Origin of the sequence: Gaetbulibacter saemankumensis DSM 17032 (assembly GCF_000425645.1) — a bacterium.
GTDB classification, from domain to species: Bacteria; Bacteroidota; Bacteroidia; order Flavobacteriales; family Flavobacteriaceae; genus Gaetbulibacter; species Gaetbulibacter saemankumensis.
On the sequence record NZ_KE384430.1, the window covers coordinates 831,520 to 855,512 of the forward strand.

The 23,993-nt window shown below is 34.4% G+C and carries 23 protein-coding genes and 1 pseudogene; 13 read left to right on the forward strand and 11 right to left on the reverse strand.

The annotated features are described in order from the left end of the window. The first annotated feature begins 35 nt into the window (after positions 1-35). The 4 genes from H611_RS0110345 to H611_RS0110360 all read left to right on the forward strand — a co-directional run bounded on the left by H611_RS0110345 (position 36) and on the right by H611_RS0110360 (position 6,117). Complete coding sequence (locus H611_RS0110345; protein ID WP_027138306.1) at positions 36-1,580, forward strand: DUF4301 family protein; 1,545 nt, start codon at positions 36-38, stop codon at positions 1,578-1,580. Continuing rightward, positions 1,580-1,987, forward strand: coding sequence for an alternative ribosome rescue aminoacyl-tRNA hydrolase ArfB (gene arfB / locus H611_RS0110350; RefSeq protein WP_027138307.1), 408 nt, complete (start codon positions 1,580-1,582; stop codon positions 1,985-1,987). The genes H611_RS0110345 and arfB overlap by 1 nt, the downstream gene beginning before the upstream one ends. Positions 1,988-2,142: 155 nt before the next feature. Further along, the gene (locus H611_RS14535; RefSeq protein ID WP_051238784.1) at positions 2,143-3,537 is read left to right on the forward strand and encodes a TlpA family protein disulfide reductase; all 1,395 of its coding nucleotides are present in this window, start codon (positions 2,143-2,145) and stop codon (positions 3,535-3,537) included. Positions 3,538-3,861: 324 nt separating this feature from the next. Beyond that, positions 3,862-6,117, forward strand: coding sequence for a TonB-dependent receptor (locus H611_RS0110360; protein ID WP_027138308.1), 2,256 nt, complete (start codon positions 3,862-3,864; stop codon positions 6,115-6,117). Positions 6,118-6,189: 72 nt separating this feature from the next. Here the strand turns inward: H611_RS0110360 and H611_RS0110365 are convergent, their stop codons facing one another. Beyond that, positions 6,190-6,615 carry a hypothetical protein gene (locus H611_RS0110365; RefSeq protein WP_027138309.1) on the reverse strand — a complete coding sequence of 142 codons (426 nt, stop codon included), beginning with the start codon at positions 6,613-6,615 and terminating at the stop codon, positions 6,190-6,192. Positions 6,616-6,758: 143 nt separating this feature from the next. Here H611_RS0110365 and greA point away from each other — a divergent pair, with 143 nt between their 5' ends. Continuing rightward, entirely contained in the window at positions 6,759-7,232 is a 474-nt protein-coding gene (gene greA, locus H611_RS0110370) for a transcription elongation factor GreA (protein WP_027138310.1), read from the forward strand. A 91-nt stretch (positions 7,233-7,323) separates the two neighbouring features. Next, a complete protein-coding gene (locus H611_RS0110375) occupies positions 7,324-7,713 on the forward strand; it encodes an HIT family protein (RefSeq protein WP_027138311.1) in 390 nt (129 codons plus the stop codon). Here H611_RS0110375 and H611_RS0110380 read toward each other — a convergent pair. After that, the gene (locus H611_RS0110380) at positions 7,708-8,058 is read right to left on the reverse strand and encodes a hypothetical protein (RefSeq protein WP_027138312.1); all 351 of its coding nucleotides are present in this window, start codon (positions 8,056-8,058) and stop codon (positions 7,708-7,710) included. The two genes, H611_RS0110375 and H611_RS0110380, sit on opposite strands and share 6 nt — an antisense overlap. Before the next feature lies 1 nt (position 8,059). Next, positions 8,060-9,208 carry a sensor histidine kinase gene (locus tag H611_RS0110385; RefSeq protein WP_027138313.1) on the reverse strand — a complete coding sequence of 383 codons (1,149 nt, stop codon included), beginning with the start codon at positions 9,206-9,208 and terminating at the stop codon, positions 8,060-8,062. Positions 9,209-9,325: 117 nt separating this feature from the next. On the opposite strand from H611_RS0110385, the gene H611_RS0110390 reads away from it, so the two are divergent. From H611_RS0110390 to aat, 3 genes are all read left to right on the forward strand, one after another. Continuing rightward, the gene (locus H611_RS0110390; RefSeq protein ID WP_027138314.1) at positions 9,326-10,195 is read left to right on the forward strand and encodes a flavin reductase family protein; all 870 of its coding nucleotides are present in this window, start codon (positions 9,326-9,328) and stop codon (positions 10,193-10,195) included. Between the two features lie 34 nt (positions 10,196-10,229). Further along, positions 10,230-10,607, forward strand: coding sequence for a DUF3127 domain-containing protein (locus H611_RS0110395; protein WP_027138315.1), 378 nt, complete (start codon positions 10,230-10,232; stop codon positions 10,605-10,607). Positions 10,608-10,688: 81 nt separating this feature from the next. Further along, positions 10,689-11,321, forward strand: a complete 633-nt coding sequence (gene aat, locus H611_RS0110405; protein ID WP_027138316.1) for a leucyl/phenylalanyl-tRNA--protein transferase — start codon at positions 10,689-10,691, stop codon at positions 11,319-11,321. 2 nt (positions 11,322-11,323) lie between these two features. Here aat and H611_RS0110410 read toward each other — a convergent pair whose 3' ends face one another. Both H611_RS0110410 and H611_RS0110415 read right to left on the reverse strand, forming a co-directional pair. After that, a complete protein-coding gene (locus H611_RS0110410) occupies positions 11,324-12,010 on the reverse strand; it encodes a DUF2490 domain-containing protein (RefSeq protein WP_027138317.1) in 687 nt (228 codons plus the stop codon). Between the two features lie 70 nt (positions 12,011-12,080). Beyond that, positions 12,081-12,644 (reverse strand): DNA-3-methyladenine glycosylase I, encoded by a 564-nt coding sequence (locus tag H611_RS0110415; protein WP_027138318.1) that lies wholly within the window; start codon positions 12,642-12,644, stop codon positions 12,081-12,083. Between the two features lie 100 nt (positions 12,645-12,744). Between H611_RS0110415 and H611_RS0110420 the strand changes: the two genes are divergently transcribed. Further along, positions 12,745-13,362 (forward strand): thioredoxin family protein, encoded by a 618-nt coding sequence (locus H611_RS0110420; RefSeq protein WP_035483757.1) that lies wholly within the window; start codon positions 12,745-12,747, stop codon positions 13,360-13,362. Here the strand turns inward: H611_RS0110420 and H611_RS0110425 are convergent. From H611_RS0110425 to H611_RS0110435, 3 genes are read right to left on the reverse strand one after another with little or no spacing between them, the layout of a single operon-like run. Beyond that, positions 13,346-14,059 (reverse strand): energy transducer TonB, encoded by a 714-nt coding sequence (locus H611_RS0110425; protein WP_245574791.1) that lies wholly within the window; start codon positions 14,057-14,059, stop codon positions 13,346-13,348. The genes H611_RS0110420 and H611_RS0110425 overlap by 17 nt on opposite strands. Positions 14,060-14,101: 42 nt before the next feature. Next, a complete protein-coding gene (gene truB / locus H611_RS0110430) occupies positions 14,102-14,803 on the reverse strand; it encodes a tRNA pseudouridine(55) synthase TruB (protein ID WP_027138321.1) in 702 nt (233 codons plus the stop codon). A gap of 4 nt (positions 14,804-14,807) precedes the next feature. Continuing rightward, complete coding sequence (locus H611_RS0110435) at positions 14,808-15,602, reverse strand: undecaprenyl-diphosphate phosphatase (RefSeq protein WP_027138322.1); 795 nt, start codon at positions 15,600-15,602, stop codon at positions 14,808-14,810. Positions 15,603-15,710: 108 nt separating this feature from the next. On the opposite strand from H611_RS0110435, the gene H611_RS0110440 reads away from it, so the two are divergent. Continuing rightward, on the forward strand, positions 15,711-16,835 hold the full coding sequence (locus H611_RS0110440) for a glycerate kinase (RefSeq protein ID WP_027138323.1): 1,125 nt from the start codon (positions 15,711-15,713) through the stop codon (positions 16,833-16,835). Here H611_RS0110440 and H611_RS0110445 read toward each other — a convergent pair. The 3 genes and pseudogenes from H611_RS0110445 to H611_RS0110455 form a co-directional block, all read right to left on the reverse strand. Continuing rightward, on the reverse strand, positions 16,832-17,092 hold the full coding sequence (locus tag H611_RS0110445; protein ID WP_027138324.1) for a DUF3098 domain-containing protein: 261 nt from the start codon (positions 17,090-17,092) through the stop codon (positions 16,832-16,834). The genes H611_RS0110440 and H611_RS0110445 overlap by 4 nt on opposite strands. Before the next feature lie 86 nt (positions 17,093-17,178). Then, positions 17,179-18,061 (reverse strand): annotated as a pseudogene (locus H611_RS14220) (cell division protein FtsX). A 124-nt stretch (positions 18,062-18,185) separates the two neighbouring features. Further along, a complete protein-coding gene (locus tag H611_RS0110455; RefSeq protein WP_035483759.1) occupies positions 18,186-19,133 on the reverse strand; it encodes a DMT family transporter in 948 nt (315 codons plus the stop codon). A 228-nt stretch (positions 19,134-19,361) separates the two neighbouring features. Between H611_RS0110455 and H611_RS0110460 the strand changes: the two genes are divergently transcribed. Continuing rightward, positions 19,362-22,373: a leucine--tRNA ligase gene (locus H611_RS0110460; RefSeq protein WP_027138326.1), complete on the forward strand. Its 3,012-nt coding sequence runs from the start codon at positions 19,362-19,364 to the stop codon at positions 22,371-22,373. 431 nt (positions 22,374-22,804) lie between these two features. Further along, a complete protein-coding gene (gene ald, locus H611_RS0110465; protein WP_027138327.1) occupies positions 22,805-23,905 on the forward strand; it encodes an alanine dehydrogenase in 1,101 nt (366 codons plus the stop codon). Positions 23,906-23,993: the final 88 nt, after the last annotated feature.

The window sequence follows — 23,993 nt, forward strand, 5'->3', positions numbered from 1 at the left end:
TGTAAAACATATCGATAAATTAAATAAAGAAAGTAATGTTTTCTGAAAAGGATATAGAACAAATTAAAAACCACCATCTAAACATTCACGAAGTTGAAGCCCAAGTTGAACAGATTAAGCAGGGGATGACTTATTCTAATTTAGTGTCAGCCGCTACTCTGGGAGATGGTATTTTTAAAGTTAGCCATAGTCAGGAAGAAGAATTTGTTCAATTCTTCGATGATAATCGTGAGGAGTTCTCTATTGTTAAATTTGTACCGGCATCGGGTGCTGCCACTAGAATGTTTAAATTTTTGTTTCAGTTTTTAAAAGAGTTTAAGAAACTGGATGAACGTATCGATCTTTATTTGAAAAGACACAAAAGCTTCTGGATTTTTGTGAATGGTTTAGAAAAGTTGCCATTTTATACAGAGGTTTTAAATCATATAAAATTGAAGGGTGTTGATTACAGTGCATTGAGTTATGAGGCTAAATACACAGCTTTTGTTGAAGCAATGCTTCTTGAAAATGAATTAAATTATGGGTTTTATCCGAAGGGATTATTGTCTTTTCATAAGTATGGAAAACAAGTAGTTACAGCTTTCTATGAACACCTTTTAGAGTCAAGTATGTATGCCTCTTCGAAAGGTAAAGCATATTTACATTTTACCATTTCTGAAGTTCATAAAAACATGTTTAATAGTGAGCTAAAAAACATAAAAGATAAGCTTGAGAAAGAAACCGGTACAGCGTTCGATGTCTCATTTAGTTATCAACAAAAATCGACAGATACGATTGCCATTACTTCAAATGATGAGTTGTATCGAACCGAATCTGGAGATCTATTATTTAGACCAGCGGGTCATGGTGCTCTAATTCAAAATTTAAATGCGCTTGACCATGATATAATTTTTATAAAAAATGTAGATAATATTGTTGTTCTTGATAAAAACATAGAAGTTTCTAAGTATAGAAAAATGCTTGGAGGAATTCTAATTAAACTTCAAACTCAGATTTTTGAATACTTAAGAGTTTTAGATAACCCAGAAATATTAGAAGAGCAACTTAGCAATATAGAATTGTTTGCGATAAATAGAATGAGCATTTATTTAGACGATACTTACCAAAATTTATCTAATGATGAAAAGCGCCTCTTACTTCATGATAAATTGAACCGACCTATTCGCATTTGCGGGATGGTTAAAAACGAAGGGGAGCCAGGAGGTGGACCGTTTTGGGTGAAAGATAAACATGATGAATTATCCTTACAAATTGTTGAGTTTGCTCAAATAAATACTTTGGATAAGACCCAAAACGATATTGTAAGTAATGCGACTCATTTTAATCCAACCGATTTGGTCTGTGGTGTGAAAGATTATAATGGAAATAAATTTAACCTTTTAGACTTTATTGATCCGGATGCAGCATTTATTACAATGAAATCTCAAAACGGAACGGAAATAAAAGCTTTGGAGCGTCCAGGTTTATGGAATGGTAGTATGGCAAAATGGAACTCTATTTTTGTAGAAATACCACTATCTACTTTCAATCCAGTTAAAACGGTTAATGATTTATTGAAACCAGCTCATCAAAATATGTAATGCTAAACGAAGCGAACTTATTAAAGGAATTACAATTCAAAGCCCTTAGAAGTTCGGGAGCTGGTGGCCAACATGTTAATAAAGTGTCTTCAAAAATTGAATTAAGTTTTAATTTGAAGGATTCCCTAATTTTTAACGAAAATCAAAAGGTCCGCCTTTTAAAAAAGCTTGAGAATAGGTTGACAAAAGATGGCTTTTTAATATTAAGTTGTGACACTACTAGGAGTCAACATAAAAATAAAGGGCTTGTTATAAAGCGGTTAATGGCTTTGCTTGAATCTGGACTTAAAACTTCTAAAAAACGTATCCCAACAAAAACTCCCAAGGCGATAATTAAGAAGCGCTTAAACAATAAGAAGGCGCATTCAGAGAAAAAAATCAATCGTAAAAAGCCAAATATTAGTTAAAAAACGCCCTAAAAATCATATCTGCCGAGGATTTTATTAAATTCGCTGTTCATCAAACATGTACTTTAATTTATCTTAAGGGGTAAAAATCAGGACGTTGCTGAGGCAAAGTTGTTGCTTTGTGAAAAAGAAAAAATGTTAAATAAATTCGAAAAATGATTAAAAAATTCGCGTTTGCTTTCTTGATGTTATTTGTAATAACTAGTTGTCAAGGGAAAAAGAAAGAAGATTTAAAAACAAGTTTAACTGTAAAGTTTGATAATGAAGAGGCTGATGCTTTAAAGTTTTTGTATTTCAGCGAGAGTTCTTCCTTACCATATTTTGTTGAACCTAAAGGAGAAGATGGGGTATTTAGAGTGAATGATATCCAAATTTCAGGACCAATTTTTGGAGAATTATCCTTATACTCAAATAATAGGTACCGATTAAAAAGGGTGCCATGTTATATTGAGGCAGGATCAAATGTTGAAATTGCAATTACAGGAACAGATATTACCTATAGCGGAGATTTAGTTAAAGAAAATGAATTCTTAAAAGATGCCGCTAGTAAGGCTTTTTTAACCCATTATAAAGGTTCAAGATTAAACGGATCAGAAGGTTTTAAACAGCTTAATGGTCAGTTAAATGAAGAGTTGTCGGCTCTTGAAAAATTGGAATTTAATGAGGAGTTTAAAACGTTTTTAAAAGAGTGGACGAATTATAGATATGCATCTATAAAATATGCCATCATAGATAAAACCAATCAGAATGATTGGCCAGCTGAATTTACCAGTTTTATAAAAAACACCGTTACCGAAAAATTTGAATCGTCTGCTTTATTGGGCTCTATGAGTTGGTTTTATTTTTTAGATGAATATTTTAGAACTCAAGATAAGTTTTCTGGCCAGGAAACTGATTTTAATAGCAACTTAGATAAAATTGCCAATCCTTTAATTAAAGAACGTTACATACTGTATTATTATAATAAGATGATTAGCTCTCGTAAAGGGTTAGATGGTATTGCTCGTAAAGGGTTAGAGCCTTTAAGAGATTATATGGTAACTGATAATGGTAAAACAGACTATAATAATATTATAGAGAAACTGGGGATTTTAGAAAAAAATTATGCCCATTTAATGCCTGGTCAAGAAGCTCCAAAATTTAAATTTGAAGATGTTAATGGCAATATGATAGCTCTTGAAGATTTTAAAGGGAAATATGTTTTTATAGATGTTTGGAATATTTATTGCGGGCCATGTATTAAACAAATTCCATATTTAAGGAAGTATGAGGAGGAATTAAAAAATGAAAACATCGAATTTATAGGTGTAAGTTGTGATAAACAAGAAGAAAAACAAAAATGGCGTGATTTTGTAGCTAAAAAAGAAATGGTAGGACATCAGCTTATCATGGATAATGGACGTAATTCAAGATTTTTAGCAGACTATCAAATTATAGGTTTCCCAACATTTATTATTGTTGATCCGGAAGGAAAAATGGTAAGTTACCGATTCTTAGAGCCTGCTGATAAAAATTTCATGCCAACGCTTCATGATATTTTAAAAAGCTAGATGCAATAATAAATAATATTAAAAAATAGGCTAAAGATTTCTTTAGCCTATTTTTTTGTTCAATGTTTAAAATCCAAACTCCTTGATTTTGGGAAATTTAAAAAAATCTTATTTCTATAGATTTTAATTGAAAAGACTTATTACATTTGCAGCGTTCTCAAAAAAGGGGTGCCTAATATAGGCTGAGATCATACCCATTGAACCTGGAACAGGTAATGCTGTTTAGGAAGGCGAAAATCGCTGTATTGGATATTTATTTTAATAAAACCAACAAATTTTTAAAGAATAATTACCTCTTTTTATTCGGTTAAACAATTAATCGATATGAAAAACTTAATGCTTTTTCTAACATTTTTAATGTTGTCTTCGGGGCTTTGTGCTCAACAGAATGAAGTACTTCAGGATACCACTAAAGTGCAGCAACTATCAGAAGTATTGCTATCGGCAACAAGAGCTAAAGATAAAACACCGGTTGCATTTACCAATATTTCTAAAGAAGAACTGGAGTCTATAAATTTAGGGCAGGATTTACCAATTTTATTAGACCAGATGCCATCAGTAGTTACTACTAGCGATGCCGGTGCAGGTGTTGGTTATACGGGTATTCGAGTTCGGGGTAGTGATGCCACTCGTGTAAACGTTACCATAAATGGAATTCCCTATAACGATGCCGATAGTCAAGGTACATTTTGGGTAAATATGCCGGATTTTGTGAGTTCAGTTGAAGATATTCAACTGCAGCGTGGCGTTGGAACAAGTACGAACGGATCTGGAGCTTTTGGTGCCAGTCTGAACTTAAAAACTTTAGAACCTTCAAAAGTGGGTTATGCCACAACTACCAATGCCATTGGTTCTTATAATACCCGTAAGCATAATGTGAGTATCGGTTCCGGATTAATAAATAATTTTTATGTTGAAGGGCGATTGTCTAAAATTTTGAGTGATGGTTATATAGACCGTGCCAGTTCAGACTTGTCTTCATTTTATGTAGAGGGTGGTTTTTTAAATGATAAAACATCGGTGAAAGTTATGGTTTTTGGCGGACTAGAAGAAACGTATCAATCTTGGTATGGTACGCCCGAAGCGGTTGTGAAAGGAGATAAGCAAGGTATTCAGGATTTTATAGATAGAAATTATCTGTCACCAGAAGAAGCCGATAATTTGTTGAATTCTGGAAGAACATACAATTATTACACTTATGATAATGAGATAGACCATTATGAGCAGACCCATTATCAGTTGCATTTGTCACATCAGTTTAATTCAAGTTTTTCGGGTAATATTTCGGGGAATTATACCAGAGGTAAGGGCTATTTTGAACAGTATAAAAAGGATGAAAAAGTTGGCGATTATTTTCCAAACGATCCTAACGCGGACGAAGATGGCGATATTATAAGAAGACGTTGGTTAGATAATGATTTCTATGCCTTAGTTTATTCATTAAATTATGCTAAAGACGGTTTAGATGTGCATTTAGGTGGTGGCTATAATAAATACGATGGCGATCATTTTGGGGAACTTATTTGGGATTCATTTCCTGTGGAAGTGCCAATAAGAACCGATTATTACACGAGTATTTCAGAGAAGCATGATTATAACAGCTATCTGAAAGCAGAGTATGCTTTAAATTCAAATTGGTATGTGTTTGGTGATGTACAATACCGTCGCGTGGCTTATGAAGCCTTAGGTGTTAGTTCTGAATTATTTCCAATTAATGTAAATAGAACCTTTAATTTCTTCAACCCTAAGGCGGGTCTAACTTATACAATTGACAATTATAATTCTGTTTATGGATCATTTGCTGTAGCCAATAGAGAACCAAACCGAGACGATTTAACAAAGAACCCCGTTACGCCAGAACCAGAACGTTTATTTGATTATGAATTTGGTTATAAATTAAAAACCCCTAACTATTACGCTACAGCGAATCTATACTATATGGATTATAAGGATCAGCTAGTGTTAACCGGCGATTTAGACGGCGTTGGTGATCCAATTCGTCTGAATGTTGATCGTAGTTATCGTGCAGGGATTGAATTGCAGGCAGGCGTAAAACTTTTAGAAAATTTAAGACTGGATGCTAATGCGACCTTTAGCCAAAATAAAATAAAAAATTTCGATTATGTAGTCTATGATATACAGTACGATCCAGTAACATATGATGAGGTATCATACGAAGCCATAGTTACCGAATATGAAGATACCGATATCTCATTTTCTCCAAATGTTATTGCAGGAGGAACGCTTAGATATTCGCCGATAGAGAATCTTAATTTAGGATTCATTTCAAAGTATGTAGGGAAACAGTATTTAGATAATACCTCGAGTGATAGAAAAAGTATGGACGCTTATTTTGTGAATAATTTAAATGCATCCTATAAAATTCAGCCAACATGGATTAAAGAAATAGCTTTTAATCTATTAGTGAATAATATATTTAATAGTGAATATGTTTCGAATGGTTACACCTATAGCTATTATTACAGACCGGTTGGATCGAATGATGATGCCATTACAGAGAATTTTTACTATCCACAAGCCACCACAAATTTCTTGTTAGGAATGACTTTGAAATTTTAAAAATTATAGGTTTTAAATGTTATAGAAAAAGATTTCGAAATATACTTTCGAAATCTTTTTTGTTTGTCATTCTTAATTTGAAATAATTAAGCGATTACCACTTTGTTCTACACGGTAATTTCTTAGGCTACAGGGTAGTTGGTTGTTTCCTAAAATCTGACCTGTTATTAAACTGTATGTGTTTTGGTCTTCACAGCCACAAGTTGCTTCTAAATCATTGTTTTTTAGTGTTGAACATGCCGAAGGTATGTGGTTCGGATCGGCGGCATCCCAGGCATAATAATCTGCACCACTACTTGCAACAATAATACCGCGGTTTCCAACATTTGGAATATACACCGAATTGCCTGCAAATGGTAATTGGCTATATTGAGGCAGGCTGAGGTCAACCACGACATTTACACCAACGTTTAATAAAAAACGACAGTTTTCATTTTCTTGCGTGTTGCTACAGCTTATTAAACAGGTGAAACACAGTAGGTAAATAAAGGACTTCATAGTAAAAAATAATATTGCGCAAGGTACAATAAAAAGTATTTTGATTAAATATTTTGTATATTTGTTACTCAATCTCGTATGTGCGGGATTTTTTTTGTGCCGAATTATGTTCAGCACTTTTTTTGTTAATAAATAATGAAGTTATGAGTAAAGTATCGTACTATACACCGGAAGGATTAAAAAAATTAAGAGCTGAGTTAAACCAACTTAAAGATATCGAACGCCCAAAAGCATCTCAGGCTATTGCTGAAGCTAGAGATAAAGGTGATTTGAGTGAGAATGCAGAATACGATGCAGCAAAAGAAGCTCAGGGAATGTTAGAAATGAAAATTTCTAAATTAGAAGAAACCTTATCTAATGCACGTCTTATCGATGAGTCGCAATTAGATACTTCTAAAGTTTTGGTACTATCTAAAGTGAAAATAAAAAATCAAACCAATGGTATGGAAATGAACTATACTTTGGTAGCCGAAAGTGAAGCTGATTTAGCTTCTGGTAAAATATCGGTTAATTCTCCAATTGGTAAAGGATTGTTAGGGAAGTCTGTTGGTGATGTAGCTGAAATTCAGGTGCCAAATGGGGTGATGAAATTTGATATTATAGAAATTACACGATAACATATTTTTAAACAGTAAAGAAGAGATTCCTAATAATATTATTAGGAATCTTTTATATTTACATAGGTTCAACTGCAACAATTAAATTATTATGGCGTCAATTTTTACTAAAATCGTTAACGGAGAAATACCTTGTTATAAAATTGCTGAAACAGAAGATTTCTTGGCATTTTTAGATGTAAACCCAAATAGTAAGGGGCATACACTATGTATACCAAAAAAGGAAGTTGATAAAATTTTTGATTTAGATGAAGCGACTTATAACGGATTAATGTCCTTTTCTCGTAAAGTGGCCATTGCTGTTGAAAAAACCATTCCTTGTAAGCGCGTTGGGGTTTCCGTAATCGGTCTTGAAGTGCCGCATGTGCATGTGCATTTAATACCTCTTAATACTATGGAAGATGCGCGTTTCATTAAAAAAGAAAGCATGACCAAAGAGGCGTTTGAAGCTACGGCAGAAGCAATACGTGCGAATTTATAATTTAAAATAGCCAATAGCCGCTATACTCGCTATTATTAATATAGTTGCCGCTATAATTAGTATCCAAGTTGTCTGTTTTATAAAAGTAGAAGGTTTTTTAGGGGTGAAGGCACGCTGCTGGTATTCAAAAACTTGTTCTATATCCTCAGTCCATTGTACAGGATAAATAGTATTGTTACAGGTTTTACAGATTAGTGTGGTTTGAATTTCGGAAGTTATAGATTTGTAATATTTTGTTTCAACAAATTTCTGATTGAAACTTAAAGTAAGTCCTTTGTTATTGTAACACTCAGGGCAATTATTGTTTAAGGGGACTTCTTTTATTTTAACAAATTTCTCAGACATTTTATGCACGATTTAAACTTATTTGAAAGGTAGTTCCTTTGCCTATTTCAGAATTTAATACTTTAATTTTTCCTTCATGAAAATCTTCAATAATACGTTTTGTAAGGGATAAACCTAAACCCCAACCACGTTTTTTTGTTGTATATCCTGGTTCGAATACTGTATTAAAATGCTTCTTAGATATTCCTTTACCTGTGTCGCTAACATTAATTTTTATAGTGTTTTCAAGTTGGGTAATTTCAATGCTTAATTTACCTCGACCTTTCATAGCATCAATGGCATTCTTAACTAAGTTTTCTATGGCCCAACTATATAATTGTTTATTTAATTGCACCTGAATATCTTCCTTGGGTGTAATGATTTCAAATTCTACTAATTTTGAGGATCTTGATTTTAAATAATCGAAAGATTGGATAGTTTCATCTACAATGTTAGCAATTTCTAGGGTTGGGATAGAGCCTATTTTACTAAAACGTTCGGTAATGGTTTGTAGTCTGTCAATATCTTTTTCAATTTCTACGACATAGTTTTGGTCAATATTCTCAGTTTTTAATATTTCCGTCCAGCCAATAAGTGAAGACAAAGGTGTGCCAATTTGATGTGCTGTTTCCTTAGCCATACCCGACCATAATTTATTCTGGGTGGCATTTTTGTTGCTACGGTAAAAGAAGAATATTACCGCACCAAATAAAAATACGATAAGCAGCAAAGCCATCGGGTAATATTTCAGTTTATTAAGTAGGTCGGAGTTGCCATAATAAATAATGTTTACTACTTTACCATCAACCTTTACCGGAATAGGTTTATTTTCTTCTTCGAATTTAGAGAGTAGATGTTTTAATAGTTTTTTGTTAGATAGGTCGACATTATCTAAATTATTGTGATTTATCAAATTCCCATCGGTGTCAGTTACCAGCATGGGAGTCGTTTTATTGCTATGAAGAACTTTTAAGGTTAAATTTAAATCGGTGTTGGTATCTGAATTAATAAACTGGGTTTGCGCAAAAGACCAGTTTTCCATTTTAGTGCGCTCTTCTTCCTTAAAATGTTGGAAGAATTCGTAAGTTTTCCATAATATAAGGGAAACAATAATAAATGAAGTGGTTACAATAATCCAGCGTAATATATTACTATACTTGGTAAAAATCATTCCTTGTTAATTGGTATCTAATATAATGTAAATCTGTTAATATTATTGTTTAAGTTGTTAGTAAATTGGTTTTTAGTTCCAGTATAGATTGGTTACATTTGTTGAAATTTACCCTCAATGCTATCATTAGATCCAAAAAGCTTACAAACCAGTAAATTACATAGTTATTTGTTAAGTGCCGTGGCGCCCAGACCTATAGCTTTTGCAAGTACTATAGATGCCGATGGAAGACCAAATTTATCGCCATTTAGTTTTTTTAATGTGTTTAGTGCGAATCCACCAATATTGATATTTTCGCCGGCAAGACGTGTTAGAAATAATACAGTAAAGCATACGTTAGAGAATGTAAAATCGGTTAAGGAAGTTGTCATCAACGTAGTGAATTTTGATATGGTACATCAAATGTCTCTGGCGAGTACAGAATTTGCTGAAGGCGTTAATGAATTTGAAAAAGCTGGATTTACCATGTTGGAATCGGAGTTGATAAAACCTTATCGGGTGGCTGAATCTCCGGTACAGATGGAATGTAAGGTAAAGGACGTGGTGGCTTTAGGTGAAGAGGGTGGAGCTGGGAATTTAGTGATTTGTGAAGTTGTAAAACTTCATATCAATGAAGCTGTATTAAATGATGATGCTTCAATAAATCAGGACAAACTGGATTTGGTAGCTAGAGCTGGAGGTAGTTATTACAGCCGCGCTAATAGTGGATTTTTTGAAATACCAAAGCCTTTGTCATCAATTGGAATTGGTGTCGATAGTTTTCCAGAAGCTATTAGAACCAGTAATGTGTTAACTGGTAATGATTTGGGGATGTTAGGTAATGTCGAGGCTTTGCCAAGTAACGAAGTCGTCCAGCAATTTATTGAAGATATTAGTGCTAAATATCCAAATATAAAATTGGCAAGCGAAAAGGAGAAACATGAATTGGCACATAATTATCTTAGTTTTGGAGATGTGTCGAGCGCATGGAAAATTTTATTAAGTTAGAAGAAAGTTAATAATTCAGAATAAATAATAATCAATGGAAGTTCAAGGTAGAATTAAAATGATTGGTGAAACCCAATCTTTTGGAAGTAACGGGTTTAGAAAAAGAGAAATTGTTGTAACAACAGAAGAGCAGTACCCACAGCATATTATGGTGGAGTTTGTACAAGATAAAACCGATCTTTTAAATAATTATAGTGAAGGACAGCAAGTTAAAATTAGCATTAACTTACGCGGTAGAGAGTGGGTTAACCCTCAGGGAGAAACAAAATACTTTAATTCTATTCAAGGCTGGAGAATTGAAGCAATTCAGGCAGATGCTTCAGGAGGAAATGTGCCACCTGTACCACCAATGGATGCTTTCGAGCCAGCTGGAAATTTAAATGAAGAGGATCACGACGATTTACCATTTTAATTAGCATTTAATTTTTTTAATAGACATAAAAAAACCTCTTTGTTATTATTAACAAAGAGGTTTTTATATTTTTGATATGTCATGTATTATCTTCAAAAAAACAGTCCGTTTCCGGATGTTAGTCAGGCCTCATCTGAGGGTTTGTTGGCTGTTGGTGGCGATTTGTCTACCGAAAGATTGTTGGCTGCCTATCAAAATGGAATATTTCCATGGTTTAGTGAAGTAGAGCCTATTTTATGGTGGTCGCCAGATCCACGATTTGTATTGTTTCCTGAGAAATTAAAAGTTTCAAAAAGCATGCGTCAGATTTTAAGAAATCGCGATTATCAAGTAACGGTAAATAGGGATTTCAAAGCTGTCATACGTGCCTGTGCGAAAGTAGAACGATCGGGACAGGAGGATACTTGGATAACCCGAAACATGATTGAAGCCTACACAAAATTAAACGAATTGGGGTATGCTAAGTCCGTTGAAGTTTGGGACGGCAGTCGACTAATTGGTGGATTGTATGGCGTTGATTTAGGTAATGGCGTATTTTGCGGAGAAAGCATGTTTTCCTTAGAAAGTAATGCTAGTAAAGTGGCTTTTATCACTTTTATTCAAAACACAGATTATAAGTTAGTTGATTGTCAGGTGTACACCAATCATCTGGCTAGTCTAGGAGCAGAAGATATGCCAAGGGATGAGTTTTTGGAGTATTTAAAATCTAGTTGATTTTAAATGTTTATTACTGCTGAGGATAATAGAAATAAATACGTATTGTTTAAAACATTAATCGCTTCCAATCGATATTCCAACCCGGCCCTAATTTTTAACGATTTGTTAAATTGAATTCCAAGTTGTGCGGTAGCGCGTTGATCGATTTCAGCAGGTTGCGATTCACTAAGACTCAATAAGCCTTCCAAAGCAGCTATAAAATATGGTTCACCATTTTCTAAAGTGCTCCCTATTATGGGAAAATCAAATTTAAGACGATAACGTTGTCTAAATATGGTTTTGGTGTCTAAAAATCGTTGCTCGGTTCGTAATCGATGTCCTAACTGAAATCTTGATATTTTTGATTTATGAATGTACTGCTGGGCTAAGCGGAACTCGTTGCTGCCCATTTCAAGAAAATCTCTTTGACGATAATAAATTCCTAAGCCTAAACGATTCTTATTGTTTAGTTGTAATGTGGAATAATGAAACGCATCAAATTGTTGTTGTTTGTAAGATACTTCATTGTTTTGGTATAAGAAATAGCGAGAACGGAGTGAGAACTGTGCTTGGTATGATTTTGAATTACTATATTTTAGGGCAATGGCCGACTCCCCCAAGCCATTAAAATGATCCTGTCCATGGCATGTAATGGACTTGATTAGAGAGAGTGTAAGAATAAACATTTTTATAAAATGTTTGTTCATGGATTACATGTTTTTTGAATTGGGTATAAAATAAAAGAAAATTAAACACAATTAAAAGCGTGGTAGTAATTTATAGTTTATTGTATCTAAAACAACTCGTAATATGGTCGTTAACCATGCCGGTAGCCTGCATATGAGCATAAATAACTGTCGAACCAACAAATTTGAACCCGCGTTTTTTTAAATCTTTACTTATGGTGTCACTTAAAGCTGTAGTTGCTGGTATTTCTGCCATCGATTTCCATGAGTTTTTTATGGGCTGGCCATCGACAAATCCCCATATGTATTTGCTAAAACTGCCAAATTCTTTTTGAATATTTATAAAAGCCTGAGCATTGGTAACAGTTGCTTTTATTTTTAGTTTGTTTCGTATTATACCTGCATTTAATAGTAAATTATCAATTTTATCTTGATTGTAATTTGCAATTTTTTGGTAATCAAAATTGTCAAATGCTTTTTTGAAGTTCTCTCGTTTGCGTAAAACAGTAATCCAACTTAAGCCCGCCTGGAAGGTTTCTAAAGTTAAAAATTCAAATAATTTTAGATCGTCGTAAACAGGAACACCCCATTCTAGGTCGTGGTAAGCTTCATATAATGGGTCTCCAATACACCAGTCGCAACGTTGTTTGTGCATAGCTAATTAGTAGTCTGTTAGTTATAGTGTTAAAGTATGACAAAAATCATCTTTATTAAGATATCAAGATACTAATTTTGTCCCGAAAATATATAAGCCGATGAATTCTATAATAAAAAACAGTTTAGAAAATAGTATGTCCTATGCGGACTACCGTGATTTAGTAAGACAGCTAGTTGAGGATAAATCTACGACTGGAGCTGATAAATCTGAAAGTTTTGTCGATTTAACGAAGCTTAATAATAATCGGATGAAGCGTTGGGATAAGACTTTAAAAATTTCTGACGAACATAAATTTAAAATAATAGATTTTAATCATAGCGTAACGTGGTTGATGATTGCTGAAAGTTGGTGTGGTGATGCGGCACATGTACTGCCTGTTATAAATAAGATTGCCGAATTAAATGATGATATCGATCTAAAAATTGTGCTTCGTGATGACAATCCAGAATTAATGGATCAATTTTTAACCAATGGAGCACGGTCTATTCCTAAAATGATCATGATTGATAATGAAACTGGTGATGTGATCGAGACTTATGGTCCAAGACCTACCGAGGCTACTAATTTTGTTACACGTTATAAAAACAAATATGGTAAGTTAACAGCTGAGTTTAAAGAAGATTTACAACATTGGTATAATCAAAATAAGGGACAAAATATTGTGGAAGATATTACTAAGCTGTTATGCCGATTAGAACCTAGTGTTTGCCTATAAAATTAAATGTGATGGAGCCCAACTGACTTGGTTTAGTTGGGTCTTCATTAAATTTTGCTTCTTTAGCGTATTCTAAAGCATGATCTATTAAGCATTGGTTTGAAGAAGTCGAAGACCTATTTACGTAGGCGTCTGTTACGTTTCCTTTAGAATTTACCGTAATATTAATTACAATTTTCCCACCTGTTTCGCATAAGTAAATAGGGGTGGGCATGTAATAATGTTTCCTCCCTGAAAGAGAGTAATGCATGGTACTTTTCGTATTGGCACCTGTTTCCTGTTGTTTTTTTAAAAGGTCGTTTACTTTATTAAAGGTAGAATAATCGGTTTCCTTTAATTCTGAATTTTCCGGAAGTTCATGCTCAAAGTGTTCCAATGGATTGTTTTCACTAGAAGTGCTTTTTGGAACATAATCGCTTGGAGGAGCAATAGGTTTAAATGCTTGAGCAAAATGCTTATTATCGTCGGTTTCGTTAAAAGCCTTGTTGGTTTCTGCTTTACTTGCATTTAATTTTTCAAGCGCCTCTAAAATTTTAGTTTCTTCTTCGGTTAGCTCCTTTTCAGGCTCTAATTCGTAATAACTCTCTGCAATGATTTCCGAGTATTGTTTCAAATTCATATTAAAAACCACAAGAAGAACCGTTCCGGTTATCAGGAAAGTTATAAGTAGGGCTTTATGTTGATCTGTTAAATGCAAATCAATAGTAATTTGGTCATTGTTTAGTTAATATACGAAAAATTACAAACTTTGGTCTTTTAGTTCGTTTATGAAGTTTTCTATACTTATCCCATTTTTAACGTCAAAGTCACCAATTTTTGTGCGTCGTAAAGCCGATAAATGTGCTCCTGAATTTAATGCTTTTCCAAAATCGTTTGCTAACGAACGAATGTAGGTGCCTTTGCTACAAACCACTCGAAAATCAATATTTAAATCGTTAATTTTAGTAATTTCAAACTCTTGGATGTTTACCGTTCTCGATTGTATTTCAACGGCTTCACCGGCACGCGCAAATTCATATAAGCGCTTCCCGTCTTTTTTTAGGGCAGAAAAGACTGGTGGATATTGCTCAATATCCCCAATAAATTGTTTGGTAGCCTCATGAATTAAATTTTCGGTGATATGCTCAGTTGGGAAATTTTGGTCTATTTCCGTTTCTAGATCATATGAAGGCGTCGTGCTACCTAAAACAAAGGTGCCCGTATATTCTTTAACTTGCCCCTGAAACGTATCAATTTGTTTGGTCATTTTCCCCGTGCATATTACGAGTAATCCGGATGCCAAAGGATCTAAAGTCCCCGCATGACCAACCTTAATTTTTTTTATTTTGAATGCTTGCCTAATCTCCCAGCGCAGTTTGTTTACGACTTGAAAAGAAGTCCAGTTAAGTGGTTTATCTATAAGTAATACCTGCCCGGCAATATAATCGTCTTTAGTAAGCATACTATTAATATAATAATGAATAAATAATGGCAAATAAACCAATAATAATGCAGTAGATGGCGAAATAAGAAAGTTTACTCTTCTTAACAAGCGCAATCATCCAGGTGCATGCAAATAATCCAGAAACAAAAGCCGCTACAAAACCGACAGATAAGGCTGTAAAGTTCTGGTTGTCCATAGAAATATCACCACTTAAAACATCTTTGGCAATTTTTCCTAAAATTAAAGGTACGACCATTAAGAATGAAAACCTTGCTGCTTTCGTTTTGTCGTTTCCTAATAATACGGAAGTTGAAATCGTAGCGCCAGAACGTGAAATACCCGGAAGCATGGCAATAGCTTGAGAAATACCAATAATCAAAGCATTTTTAAAGGACACAGGTTTATTAGTGTCTTTAGCTTTGTCGGCAAGAAATAGTAAGATAGCTGTTATAATGAGCATGGCTCCTACCAGTAGAATATTACCACCAAATAATAGTTCCAGTTGTTCTTCAAAAAATAAACCAATAATAACGGCCGGAATCATAGAAATGGCAATTTTGCTTATAAATTGTAAGTCGTCATTCCATTTAAATTTTAAGGCACCTATTATTAAGTTTAAAATATCTTTTCTAAAAACTACTATGGTACTTAAAGCCGTTGCGAAGTGTAAAACCACAGTAAAAACTAAACTTTCTTCAGGGATAGAATTGTCTCCCAAAATGGCCTTGCCTAATTCTAAATGTCCACTTGAAGAAACAGGTAAAAACTCAGTAAGTCCTTGGATGATACCTAAAATAATTGCGTCTATAATTTCCATGGCGCAAAAGTATTAAAATAGCACTATAATCGTGTAGTTATAATGAATTTATAGTTTCAAATTGAAATTTTAAATTGTAACTTTAATTCTAAGGTTTAAAATAAAGACGTGAAAATAGTTTTAGCACCAGATAAGTTTAAAAACTCCTTAACGGGATTAGAGTTTTGCCAAACTGTCGAGCAAGGTATTAAAGAGGTAATTTCAAATGCTGAAATTATTAAGTTACCTATGGCGGATGGTGGTGATGGTACTATTGATGTGGTAAAGTTTTATTTAGATGGTACGGTGAAACAAATTGAGGTGAAAAATCCTTTTTTTGAGCCTATTAAGGCGTCTTATTTATATGCGGAAGATTCTAAAACGGCCTATATTGAAATGGCTGAAGCCAGTGGATTGAAACTGTTGAAACCTGAAATGTACGATTGTAAAAATGCATCCACCTACGGAACCGGTGAAATGATTCTGGATGCTATTAATTCAGGTGCGCGAACCATTATTCTTGGAATTGGGGGTAGTGCTACTAACGATTGTGGGATGGGTATGGCTACAGCTTTGGGTTACCGGTTTTTAAATGTTAATCAGGAGGTTCTTAATCCTGTGGGAGCCAATCTTTCAAAAGTTAAAACCATCGATGTAACTAAAGTCCATCCACAACTTTTCGACGTTAGCTTTAAAATTGCTTGCGATGTTAATAATCCGCTTTATGGAGAGCATGGTGCGGCATACGTTTATGCGGCACAAAAGGGGGCTTCAAATGCAGAAATTGAATTTCTGGACAAGGGGTTACGAGATTTTTCCAAAATACTAAATGCGGTTTTCGATGTTAAGGTATTGTCTGTTAAAGGTGGTGGAGCGGCCGGGGGCATGGGGATTGCTTCAGTATTGTTTTTAAAAGGTGATTTAAAACCAGGAATTGAATTGGTAAAGGAACTTGCAGATTTCAATACTAAAATTGAAAATGCCGATTGGCTTGTTACTGGTGAAGGGCAACTGGATAAGCAAACTTTATCGGGTAAAACGATTCAGGGCGTGATTTCTTCGGCTGCAGATAAAAATATTCCGGTAGCTGCCTTGTGCGGAACAATTTATTTAGAGGAAAGTGCTATAAAAGCTCTGGGTATTAGTTATTGGGATGCCGTAATTCATCACGCTGATAATTTAGATGATGCCATGCGCAATACGATTAGTTATGTAAAGCAAATGTCGAAAGATTTTGCCGAAAGTCTGGTTTAGTTTTCCTTCTTGTCAGGATTTAGTAAAATAGCGTACATTTCAAACCCAAAGCCTAGTAGTACTAGCATTGGTGCTAAACGAATTCGTCTAAAACTAAAAATATCCGGATTGAAAACATTCGGGTCATCGCTACCGCCACCCGCCATAAGGGCAAACCCAAGGGCAATAAACACAATGCCGATAAACATGAATTTGTAGTTCTTCCTTTCAAATACAAAAGTTGGTTTCATGGCGTCTTTTTGTTTTTTCTCTCCCATAATGTTTATCAATGATTACTTTATTGCAAAGTAATAGATTTATTTAATAATTTGATGTTAACAGTCTTGTAATTTAAACAGGGTTATTAATAATACAATTCGTCTGTTTTTAAATTTAAAAAACGCTGTGTGGCAATATGTGTGCTAATCCAAGTAATTAAAATGCCCAAACCAAAGACAAACGTAAACAAGGCAATGACCAGGACAGGGGTGTTTAATAAGCCCAATTCTGGAAAGGTTTTATTCACATAATACAGCACAATACCCATACCTATTAATGCTAAAATAGCTCCAATAATACCAAGACGTACGCTTTTCCAAACGAATGGACGACGAATAAATTGCTTGGTGGCTCCAACCATTTGCATGGTTTTAATGGTGAATCGTTTTGAGTATACTGATAATCTGATAGAACTATTAATAAGTAATACGGCTATTAAGGTGAAAATACCGCTTATCATTAAAACCCAGAAACTGATTTTTTTTACATTATCATTCATAAGTTTTACCAAATCATTATCATAGGTAACTTCATCGACAAAGTTTTTGGTTAAAGCTTCATTCGATATTTTTTCCAAATGTTCCGAGGTTACAAAATCGGCTTTTAACTGTACGTACATCAATAGAATTTTGAAGCGGGTTATAACCTACGAAATCCATGAAATCTTCACCATTTTCCGCTTTCATAAATTCAGCAGCCTGTTCTTTAGAAACATATTCAATAGTTTTCACATAGTCAGCCATTGCTAAACTTTTTTCAAGCTGATTGATTTCAACCTCTTTAGCGGTGTCTTTTAAGTAAATGGTAACGACTACCTGTTCTTTAAAATGATCGGATACTTTTTTAGCATTTAGAACAAGCATCCCTAATAAGCCAAGTAGAAATAACACCAAAGCGATACTAAGTACCACAGAGAAATAAGAAGATATAAGTCGGCGTTTCTGGTGCTTTTCAAATGATGAACTCATAAAATAACAGGATTTAAGATGTAAAAATAATAAAGTATCTCTAAAGAAACTTCAAAACATAGAGGTCTTTTAAAAGCAATTGCTTCTATCTTGAATTTTAGTATCTATTAAGTTTTATTTGTAATTAACGTTTAGGGTTATAAGATGGTTTTGTAACTTTTATGTTTTCAGGTTTACTAACAAGATAAACGCCGCCAGCTACCAGAAAACAACTTAATATTTTAATTAAGTTAATATCTTGCGCATATTGGGTTTGCATAAATCCATAAGCCAAAATACTTACCAATATAAAACTAACTACTGGTTGTAAATATATGTAGCTACTGGTTACTGAAGGGGATACGAATCGAAGGGCATAAATATTAAATAAATAAGCAAAGAAGGTGGTAAATATAACAACATAGCCAATGGTTAAATATGTATGCGTGTCGAAGGAGCTAAAATTTGTATTTAAAAAACTAGGCAATCCTATTGGGAGTAAAAAAATAAAACCAAATAAAAATACCCAGCTAATTACCGTTATGGGGTGGTATTTACTCATTAAAGTTTTAACAAGTACTAAGTATAATCCGTAACTACAGGCGTTAATTAATACCAGGACATTACCTAGAAGTGAACTTGTTCCTGCCGCTTTGTTGCCGTAAACAATTAAAAAAATAGCGCCAACTGCTGCTAAGCTAATTCCTATTATTTTGTTTTTTGTAATATGTTCTTTTAAAATAATATAGCTAAAAATTAAAACAATTACGGGGGTTGCTGTAGTAATGATGGAAGCATCTATTGGCGATGTTAAATTGATGCCGTGAAAAAACAAAGTCTGATTTAAGCAGCCACCGAACAGTCCGCATAAGGCAAGTTTTAAAAGGTCCTTTTTTTCAATTCGTTCCTTAACAAGGAAGAATTTAATACCCCAAAAAAGGGTGACACAAATCATTAATCGAATAAACACGAAAGGAGTGGGTGCAATTTTGTCCGGCATAATACCTTTCGATATCAGGTAATTGGCTCCGTAAATAATATTGGCACCTAATAATGCTAAATGTGCTTTGGTAGTACTTTTAATCAAGGTCATGTATTTAAGCTGCGAAATTACAAATAGTCATTAAAAAAGAATGCTTATTGGATTGTTATAATCTTGCCTTATGATTCAATTTTATTAATTACCTGTAAAGGCTTTCAGTTTTATGAATAAACCGTAAATTTGCGCTTTCAAAAATGAAGAATAACAACGGGTTAAAACATTCATTATCGGAAGGTTTGGATGTAATAGCATGCTGTTACTAAAGAATATAACAATCAGATGAGATACGATTTCAATCAAATCGAGAAAAAGTGGCAAGAATATTGGGCCACAAACCAAACATTTAAGGCTGAAAACAATAGCGATAAACCCAAATATTATGTGTTAGATATGTTTCCTTATCCAAGTGGGGCGGGATTACACGTTGGGCATCCTCTGGGATATATCGCCTCTGATATTTATGCAAGGTACAAGCGCCATCAAGGGTTTAATGTGTTGCATCCGCAGGGGTACGATAGCTTTGGTTTACCGGCTGAGCAATATGCGATTCAAACCGGGCAGCATCCGGCTATTACAACCGAAACAAATATTGCTACCTACAGACGTCAGCTAGATCAAATTGGGTTTTCATTTGATTGGTCAAGAGAAGTAAGAACATCAGATCCCAGCTATTATAAATGGACCCAGTGGATTTTTATTCAACTGTTTAATTCCTGGTATAATAACGATGCCGATAAAGCGGAAGACATTTCAGAATTAATCAAAATTTTTGAAGCTGAAGGAAATGCTAAAGTAAATGCGGTTTGTGATGATGCCGTTAAAGCGTTTACAGCTGACGAATGGAATGCTTTATCTACAAAAGAACAGCAAGACATATTATTACAATACCGATTAACTTATTTAGCTGAAACCGAGGTAAACTGGTGTCCGGCTTTAGGAACGGTATTGGCGAACGACGAGATTGTAAATGGCGTGTCTGAGCGTGGCGGACATCCGGTAGTTAGAAAGAAAATGACCCAATGGAGCATGCGTATTTCTGCTTATGCCGAGCGTTTACTTCAAGGTTTAGATACTATTGACTGGACAGATTCATTAAAAGAAAGTCAGCGCAACTGGATTGGGAAGTCCGTTGGAGCTGCAGTAACCTTCAATGTGAAAAATCATGATGAGGTTATTGAAGTGTTTACTACACGTCCTGATACTATTTTCGGAGTGAGTTTTATGACCTTGGCACCTGAGCATGAGTTAGTGTCTAAAATCACGACTTCAGAGCAAAAATCGGAAGTTGAAGCTTATATTGAAGCAACGGCGAAACGTAGTGAGCGTGAGCGTATGGCCGATGTAAAAACCATTACAGGAGCTTTTACCGGAGCCTATGCCGAGCATCCTTTTACCAAAGAACCTATTCCGGTTTGGATTGGTGATTATGTGTTAGCGGGTTACGGAACCGGAGCTGTGATGTCTGTGCCTTGTGGAGACCAGCGTGATTACGATTTTGCGAAGCATTTCAATATTGCGATTCCAAATATTTTCGAAGGCGTAGATATTTCGGAAGAAGCCTTTGCTGATAAAGACAAAACCATTATCGCGAACAGTGATTTCCTAAATGGTTTAAATTATAAGGAAGCAACCAAAAAGGTAATTGCTGAGTTAGAAAAATTAGGTTGTGGTGAAGGGAAAACCAACTACCGTTTACGTGATGCTGTATTTAGTCGTCAACGTTATTGGGGCGAGCCTTTCCCAGTGTATTATGTCGATGGTATGCCACAAATGATTGATGCGGCACATTTACCAATACACTTACCAGAAGTTGAAAAATATTTACCAACCGAAACCGGTGAGCCACCTTTAGGTAATGCGACCGTTTGGGCTTGGGATACTACTAAAAATGAAGTGGTTTCTAACGATTTAATAAATCATGAAACCGTATTCCCATTAGAATTGAATACCATGCCAGGATGGGCTGGAAGCTCCTGGTATTTTAACCGTTATATGGATGCCTCCAACGATACCGCTTTTGCAAGTCAGGAAGCATTGAATTACTGGAAAGATGTCGATTTATATATAGGTGGAAGCGAACATGCTACGGGGCACCTATTATATTCACGTTTCTGGCAAAAGTTCTTATTCGATAAAGGGGTTGTGCCTGTTGATGAGTTTGCCAAAAAACTGATTAACCAGGGAATGATTTTGGGTGAGAGTGCGTTTTTACACGTTATTGAAGGAAGATTATTTAATGAATCTGAAAATAAGCAAGCACCCGGAACACAAATCATAATAAGTAAGGCTGTATATGACGATTTAAATGAGAAAGAAGGTCAATTATCAGATTTACCTTCTGTGCTTGCTGAAGCATTAGAGGATAAGATTAATCTTCATATATCATGGAATAGTTCTGATTCTATTTTTAGTCAAGGGTATAAAACATTTAAAACAACTAATATTGATGTAAGTTTTGTGAATCTTAAAAATGAATTAGACTTAACGAACTTAAAAGAAGATAAACGTTATGATCTTCTTCAGAATGCACATTATTATGATGGAGAAAAAGTAATAGATAACTCTGAAATAACCTCAGATACAATAATAACAGTCTCTCGCGAAGTCGAAAAAATGTCGAAATCGAAATACAATGTGGTAAATCCAGATAGTATTTGTGAAGATTATGGCGCCGACTCCTTACGTTTATATGAAATGTTCTTAGGACCTTTGGAGCAATACAAACCTTGGAATACAGCTGGTATTACCGGTGTGCATTCCTTCCTTAAAAAACTTTGGAAGCTGTATAACGATGATAACGGATTAAGAGTAACTGATAGTGAACCAAGTGCAGATAGTTTAAAAACCCTTCATAAAACCATTAAAAAGGTACAGGAAGATATCGAGAATTTCTCGTTCAACACTTCGGTATCAACGTTCATGATTGCGGTTAACGAATTAACTTCTCAAAAATGTACTTCTAAAGACATTTTAGAACCGTTATTGGTTTTAATTTCACCCTATGCACCACATATCGCTGAAGAATTATGGAGTCAGCTGGGGCATAATGAGTCTATTGCAACAGCGGCGTTTCCTAAATTCGATGAGAGTCATTTAGTAGAGAGCAGCAAAAATTACCCAATCTCATTTAACGGTAAAATGCGCTTTACTTTAGAGTTGCCATTAGATATGAGTAAGGAAGATATTGAGAAAACCGTATTGGCTCATGAAAAAACCCAGGAGCAATTACAAGGAAGAACACCTAAGAAAGTAATTGTGGTGCCAGGAAAAATAGTTAACATTGTTGGCTAACGCATTGCTTATATAATATTTTCAAACAAGAATAATCTAAAAAGCTATTACCCATAATTATGGGTAATAGCTTTCTTGTTTTAAAGTCACCACTGTTTCTATGGTGCGACTTCAAATAATCAGGTTGTCAACCTGTGCAATTTACTATGTTTAGGTTTGATGTGAAGGGGTATGTTCCTTTATGTAATTATTGGTATTCTGTTTTTAGATTCTTGTAAGAAAAAAAGTTTTTCATTAAAGTATAATACGGCAGATTTGTAATTGAAGAATATTTAATAAAACCCTATTAAAAAGATAGTTTTTGTGGAATTGTTATTTAATTGTTAAAGTAGATAGGAATCTTTTAAATAAAATTGACATTTGCTACACGCAAACAATTTTTAAAAATTGATGCAAATTGTTAAATGCTAACTTTTTAAAATAAGATTAAAATGAAAATTGGTGTTCCTATAGAAATTAAAAACAATGAGAACAGAGTAGGGATGACACCTTCAGGTGTATTCGAATTAACGAAAAGAAATCACGAGGTATACGTGCAGAAAAATGCAGGTTTTGGAAGTGGTTTTTTCGATAAAGATTACGTTGAAGCTGGAGCGACTATTCTAGATACCATTGAAGAGGTTTATGATGTAGCTGAAATGATTGTTAAGGTTAAAGAACCGATAGAACAAGAATATAGCTTGATTAAAGAAAATCAGGTTGTATTTACCTATTTTCATTTTGCATCAAGTGAGGCTTTAACAAATGCTATGATCGATAGCAAATCTGTATGTATTGCTTACGAAACTGTTGAAGATGCAGATGGTACTTTACCATTATTAATTCCAATGTCTGAAGTAGCGGGTAGAATGTCTATTCAGCAAGGCGCTAAATACTTAGAGAAACCAATTAAAGGTAGAGGTGTATTACTAGGTGGTGTGCCAGGTGTACGTCCAGGAAAAGTATTAGTATTAGGTGGTGGTATTGTAGGTATTCAGGCAGCTAAAATGGCAGCAGGTTTAGGTGCAAACGTAACTATCTTAGATATTAACATGAAACAATTACGTTACATTGCAGATATCATGCCAGCTAATGTATATACAGAGTTCTCTAGTGAGTATAACATCAGAAAACATATTACAGATGCCGATTTAATTATTGGTGGTGTATTAATTAAAGGAGCAAAGGCCCCTAAATTAATTACTGCAGATATGCTTAAGGAAATGCGTCCTGGAACAGTTATCGTTGATGTTGCCGTAGACCAAGGTGGTTGTTTCGAAACAACAAAAGCTACGACTCACGAAGATCCTACTTACATTATTGATGATGTAGTACACTACTGTGTTGCTAACATGCCAGGAGCTGTGCCTTATACTTCAACTGTAGCTTTAACAAACGTAACGTTACCTTACGTAATTAAATTAGCTAACGAAGGATGGGAGCAAGCTTGTGCTAACAATGCGTCATTAGCTAAAGGATTAAACGTTGTTAAGGGAGATATCGTTTATAAAGAAATCGCCGAAGCATTCGATTTAGAATACGTAGCGTCTTAATAAAAGACTATAATTAATATATTAAAAGCGGGATGTTTATAAAAAAGCATCCCGCTTTTTTATGTTCTTATTTTTAACAATTATTTGG

What these genes read in the sequence shown, in the direction of transcription:
- H611_RS0110345 (WP_027138306.1), top strand. Translation starts at nt 36, where the DNA reads ATGTTTTCTGAAAAGGATATAGAACAAATTAAAAACCACCATCTAAAC.
- H611_RS0110390 (WP_027138314.1), top strand. Translation starts at nt 9,326, where the DNA reads ATGCTATCATTAGATCCAAAAAGCTTACAAACCAGTAAATTACATAGT.
- H611_RS0110385 (WP_027138313.1), bottom strand. Translation starts at nt 9,208, where the DNA reads ATGATTTTTACCAAGTATAGTAATATATTACGCTGGATTATTGTAACC.
- H611_RS0110375 (WP_027138311.1), top strand. Translation starts at nt 7,324, where the DNA reads ATGGCGTCAATTTTTACTAAAATCGTTAACGGAGAAATACCTTGTTAT.
- H611_RS0110395 (WP_027138315.1), top strand. Translation starts at nt 10,230, where the DNA reads ATGGAAGTTCAAGGTAGAATTAAAATGATTGGTGAAACCCAATCTTTT.
- H611_RS0110365 (WP_027138309.1), bottom strand. Translation starts at nt 6,615, where the DNA reads ATGAAGTCCTTTATTTACCTACTGTGTTTCACCTGTTTAATAAGCTGT.
- H611_RS0110410 (WP_027138317.1), bottom strand. Translation starts at nt 12,010, where the DNA reads ATGAACAAACATTTTATAAAAATGTTTATTCTTACACTCTCTCTAATC.
- H611_RS0110435 (WP_027138322.1), bottom strand. Translation starts at nt 15,602, where the DNA reads ATGGAAATTATAGACGCAATTATTTTAGGTATCATCCAAGGACTTACT.
- H611_RS0110460 (WP_027138326.1), top strand. Translation starts at nt 19,362, where the DNA reads ATGAGATACGATTTCAATCAAATCGAGAAAAAGTGGCAAGAATATTGG.
- H611_RS0110415 (WP_027138318.1), bottom strand. Translation starts at nt 12,644, where the DNA reads ATGCACAAACAACGTTGCGACTGGTGTATTGGAGACCCATTATATGAA.
- H611_RS0110455 (WP_035483759.1), bottom strand. Translation starts at nt 19,133, where the DNA reads ATGACCTTGATTAAAAGTACTACCAAAGCACATTTAGCATTATTAGGT.
- H611_RS0110360 (WP_027138308.1), top strand. Translation starts at nt 3,862, where the DNA reads ATGAAAAACTTAATGCTTTTTCTAACATTTTTAATGTTGTCTTCGGGG.
- H611_RS0110420 (WP_035483757.1), top strand. Translation starts at nt 12,745, where the DNA reads ATGAATTCTATAATAAAAAACAGTTTAGAAAATAGTATGTCCTATGCG.
- greA (WP_027138310.1), top strand. Translation starts at nt 6,759, where the DNA reads ATGAGTAAAGTATCGTACTATACACCGGAAGGATTAAAAAAATTAAGA.
- H611_RS14535 (WP_051238784.1), top strand. Translation starts at nt 2,143, where the DNA reads ATGATTAAAAAATTCGCGTTTGCTTTCTTGATGTTATTTGTAATAACT.
- aat (WP_027138316.1), top strand. Translation starts at nt 10,689, where the DNA reads ATGTATTATCTTCAAAAAAACAGTCCGTTTCCGGATGTTAGTCAGGCC.
- arfB (WP_027138307.1), top strand. Translation starts at nt 1,580, where the DNA reads ATGCTAAACGAAGCGAACTTATTAAAGGAATTACAATTCAAAGCCCTT.
- H611_RS0110380 (WP_027138312.1), bottom strand. Translation starts at nt 8,058, where the DNA reads ATGTCTGAGAAATTTGTTAAAATAAAAGAAGTCCCCTTAAACAATAAT.
- H611_RS0110445 (WP_027138324.1), bottom strand. Translation starts at nt 17,092, where the DNA reads ATGGGAGAGAAAAAACAAAAAGACGCCATGAAACCAACTTTTGTATTT.
- truB (WP_027138321.1), bottom strand. Translation starts at nt 14,803, where the DNA reads ATGCTTACTAAAGACGATTATATTGCCGGGCAGGTATTACTTATAGAT.
- ald (WP_027138327.1), top strand. Translation starts at nt 22,805, where the DNA reads ATGAAAATTGGTGTTCCTATAGAAATTAAAAACAATGAGAACAGAGTA.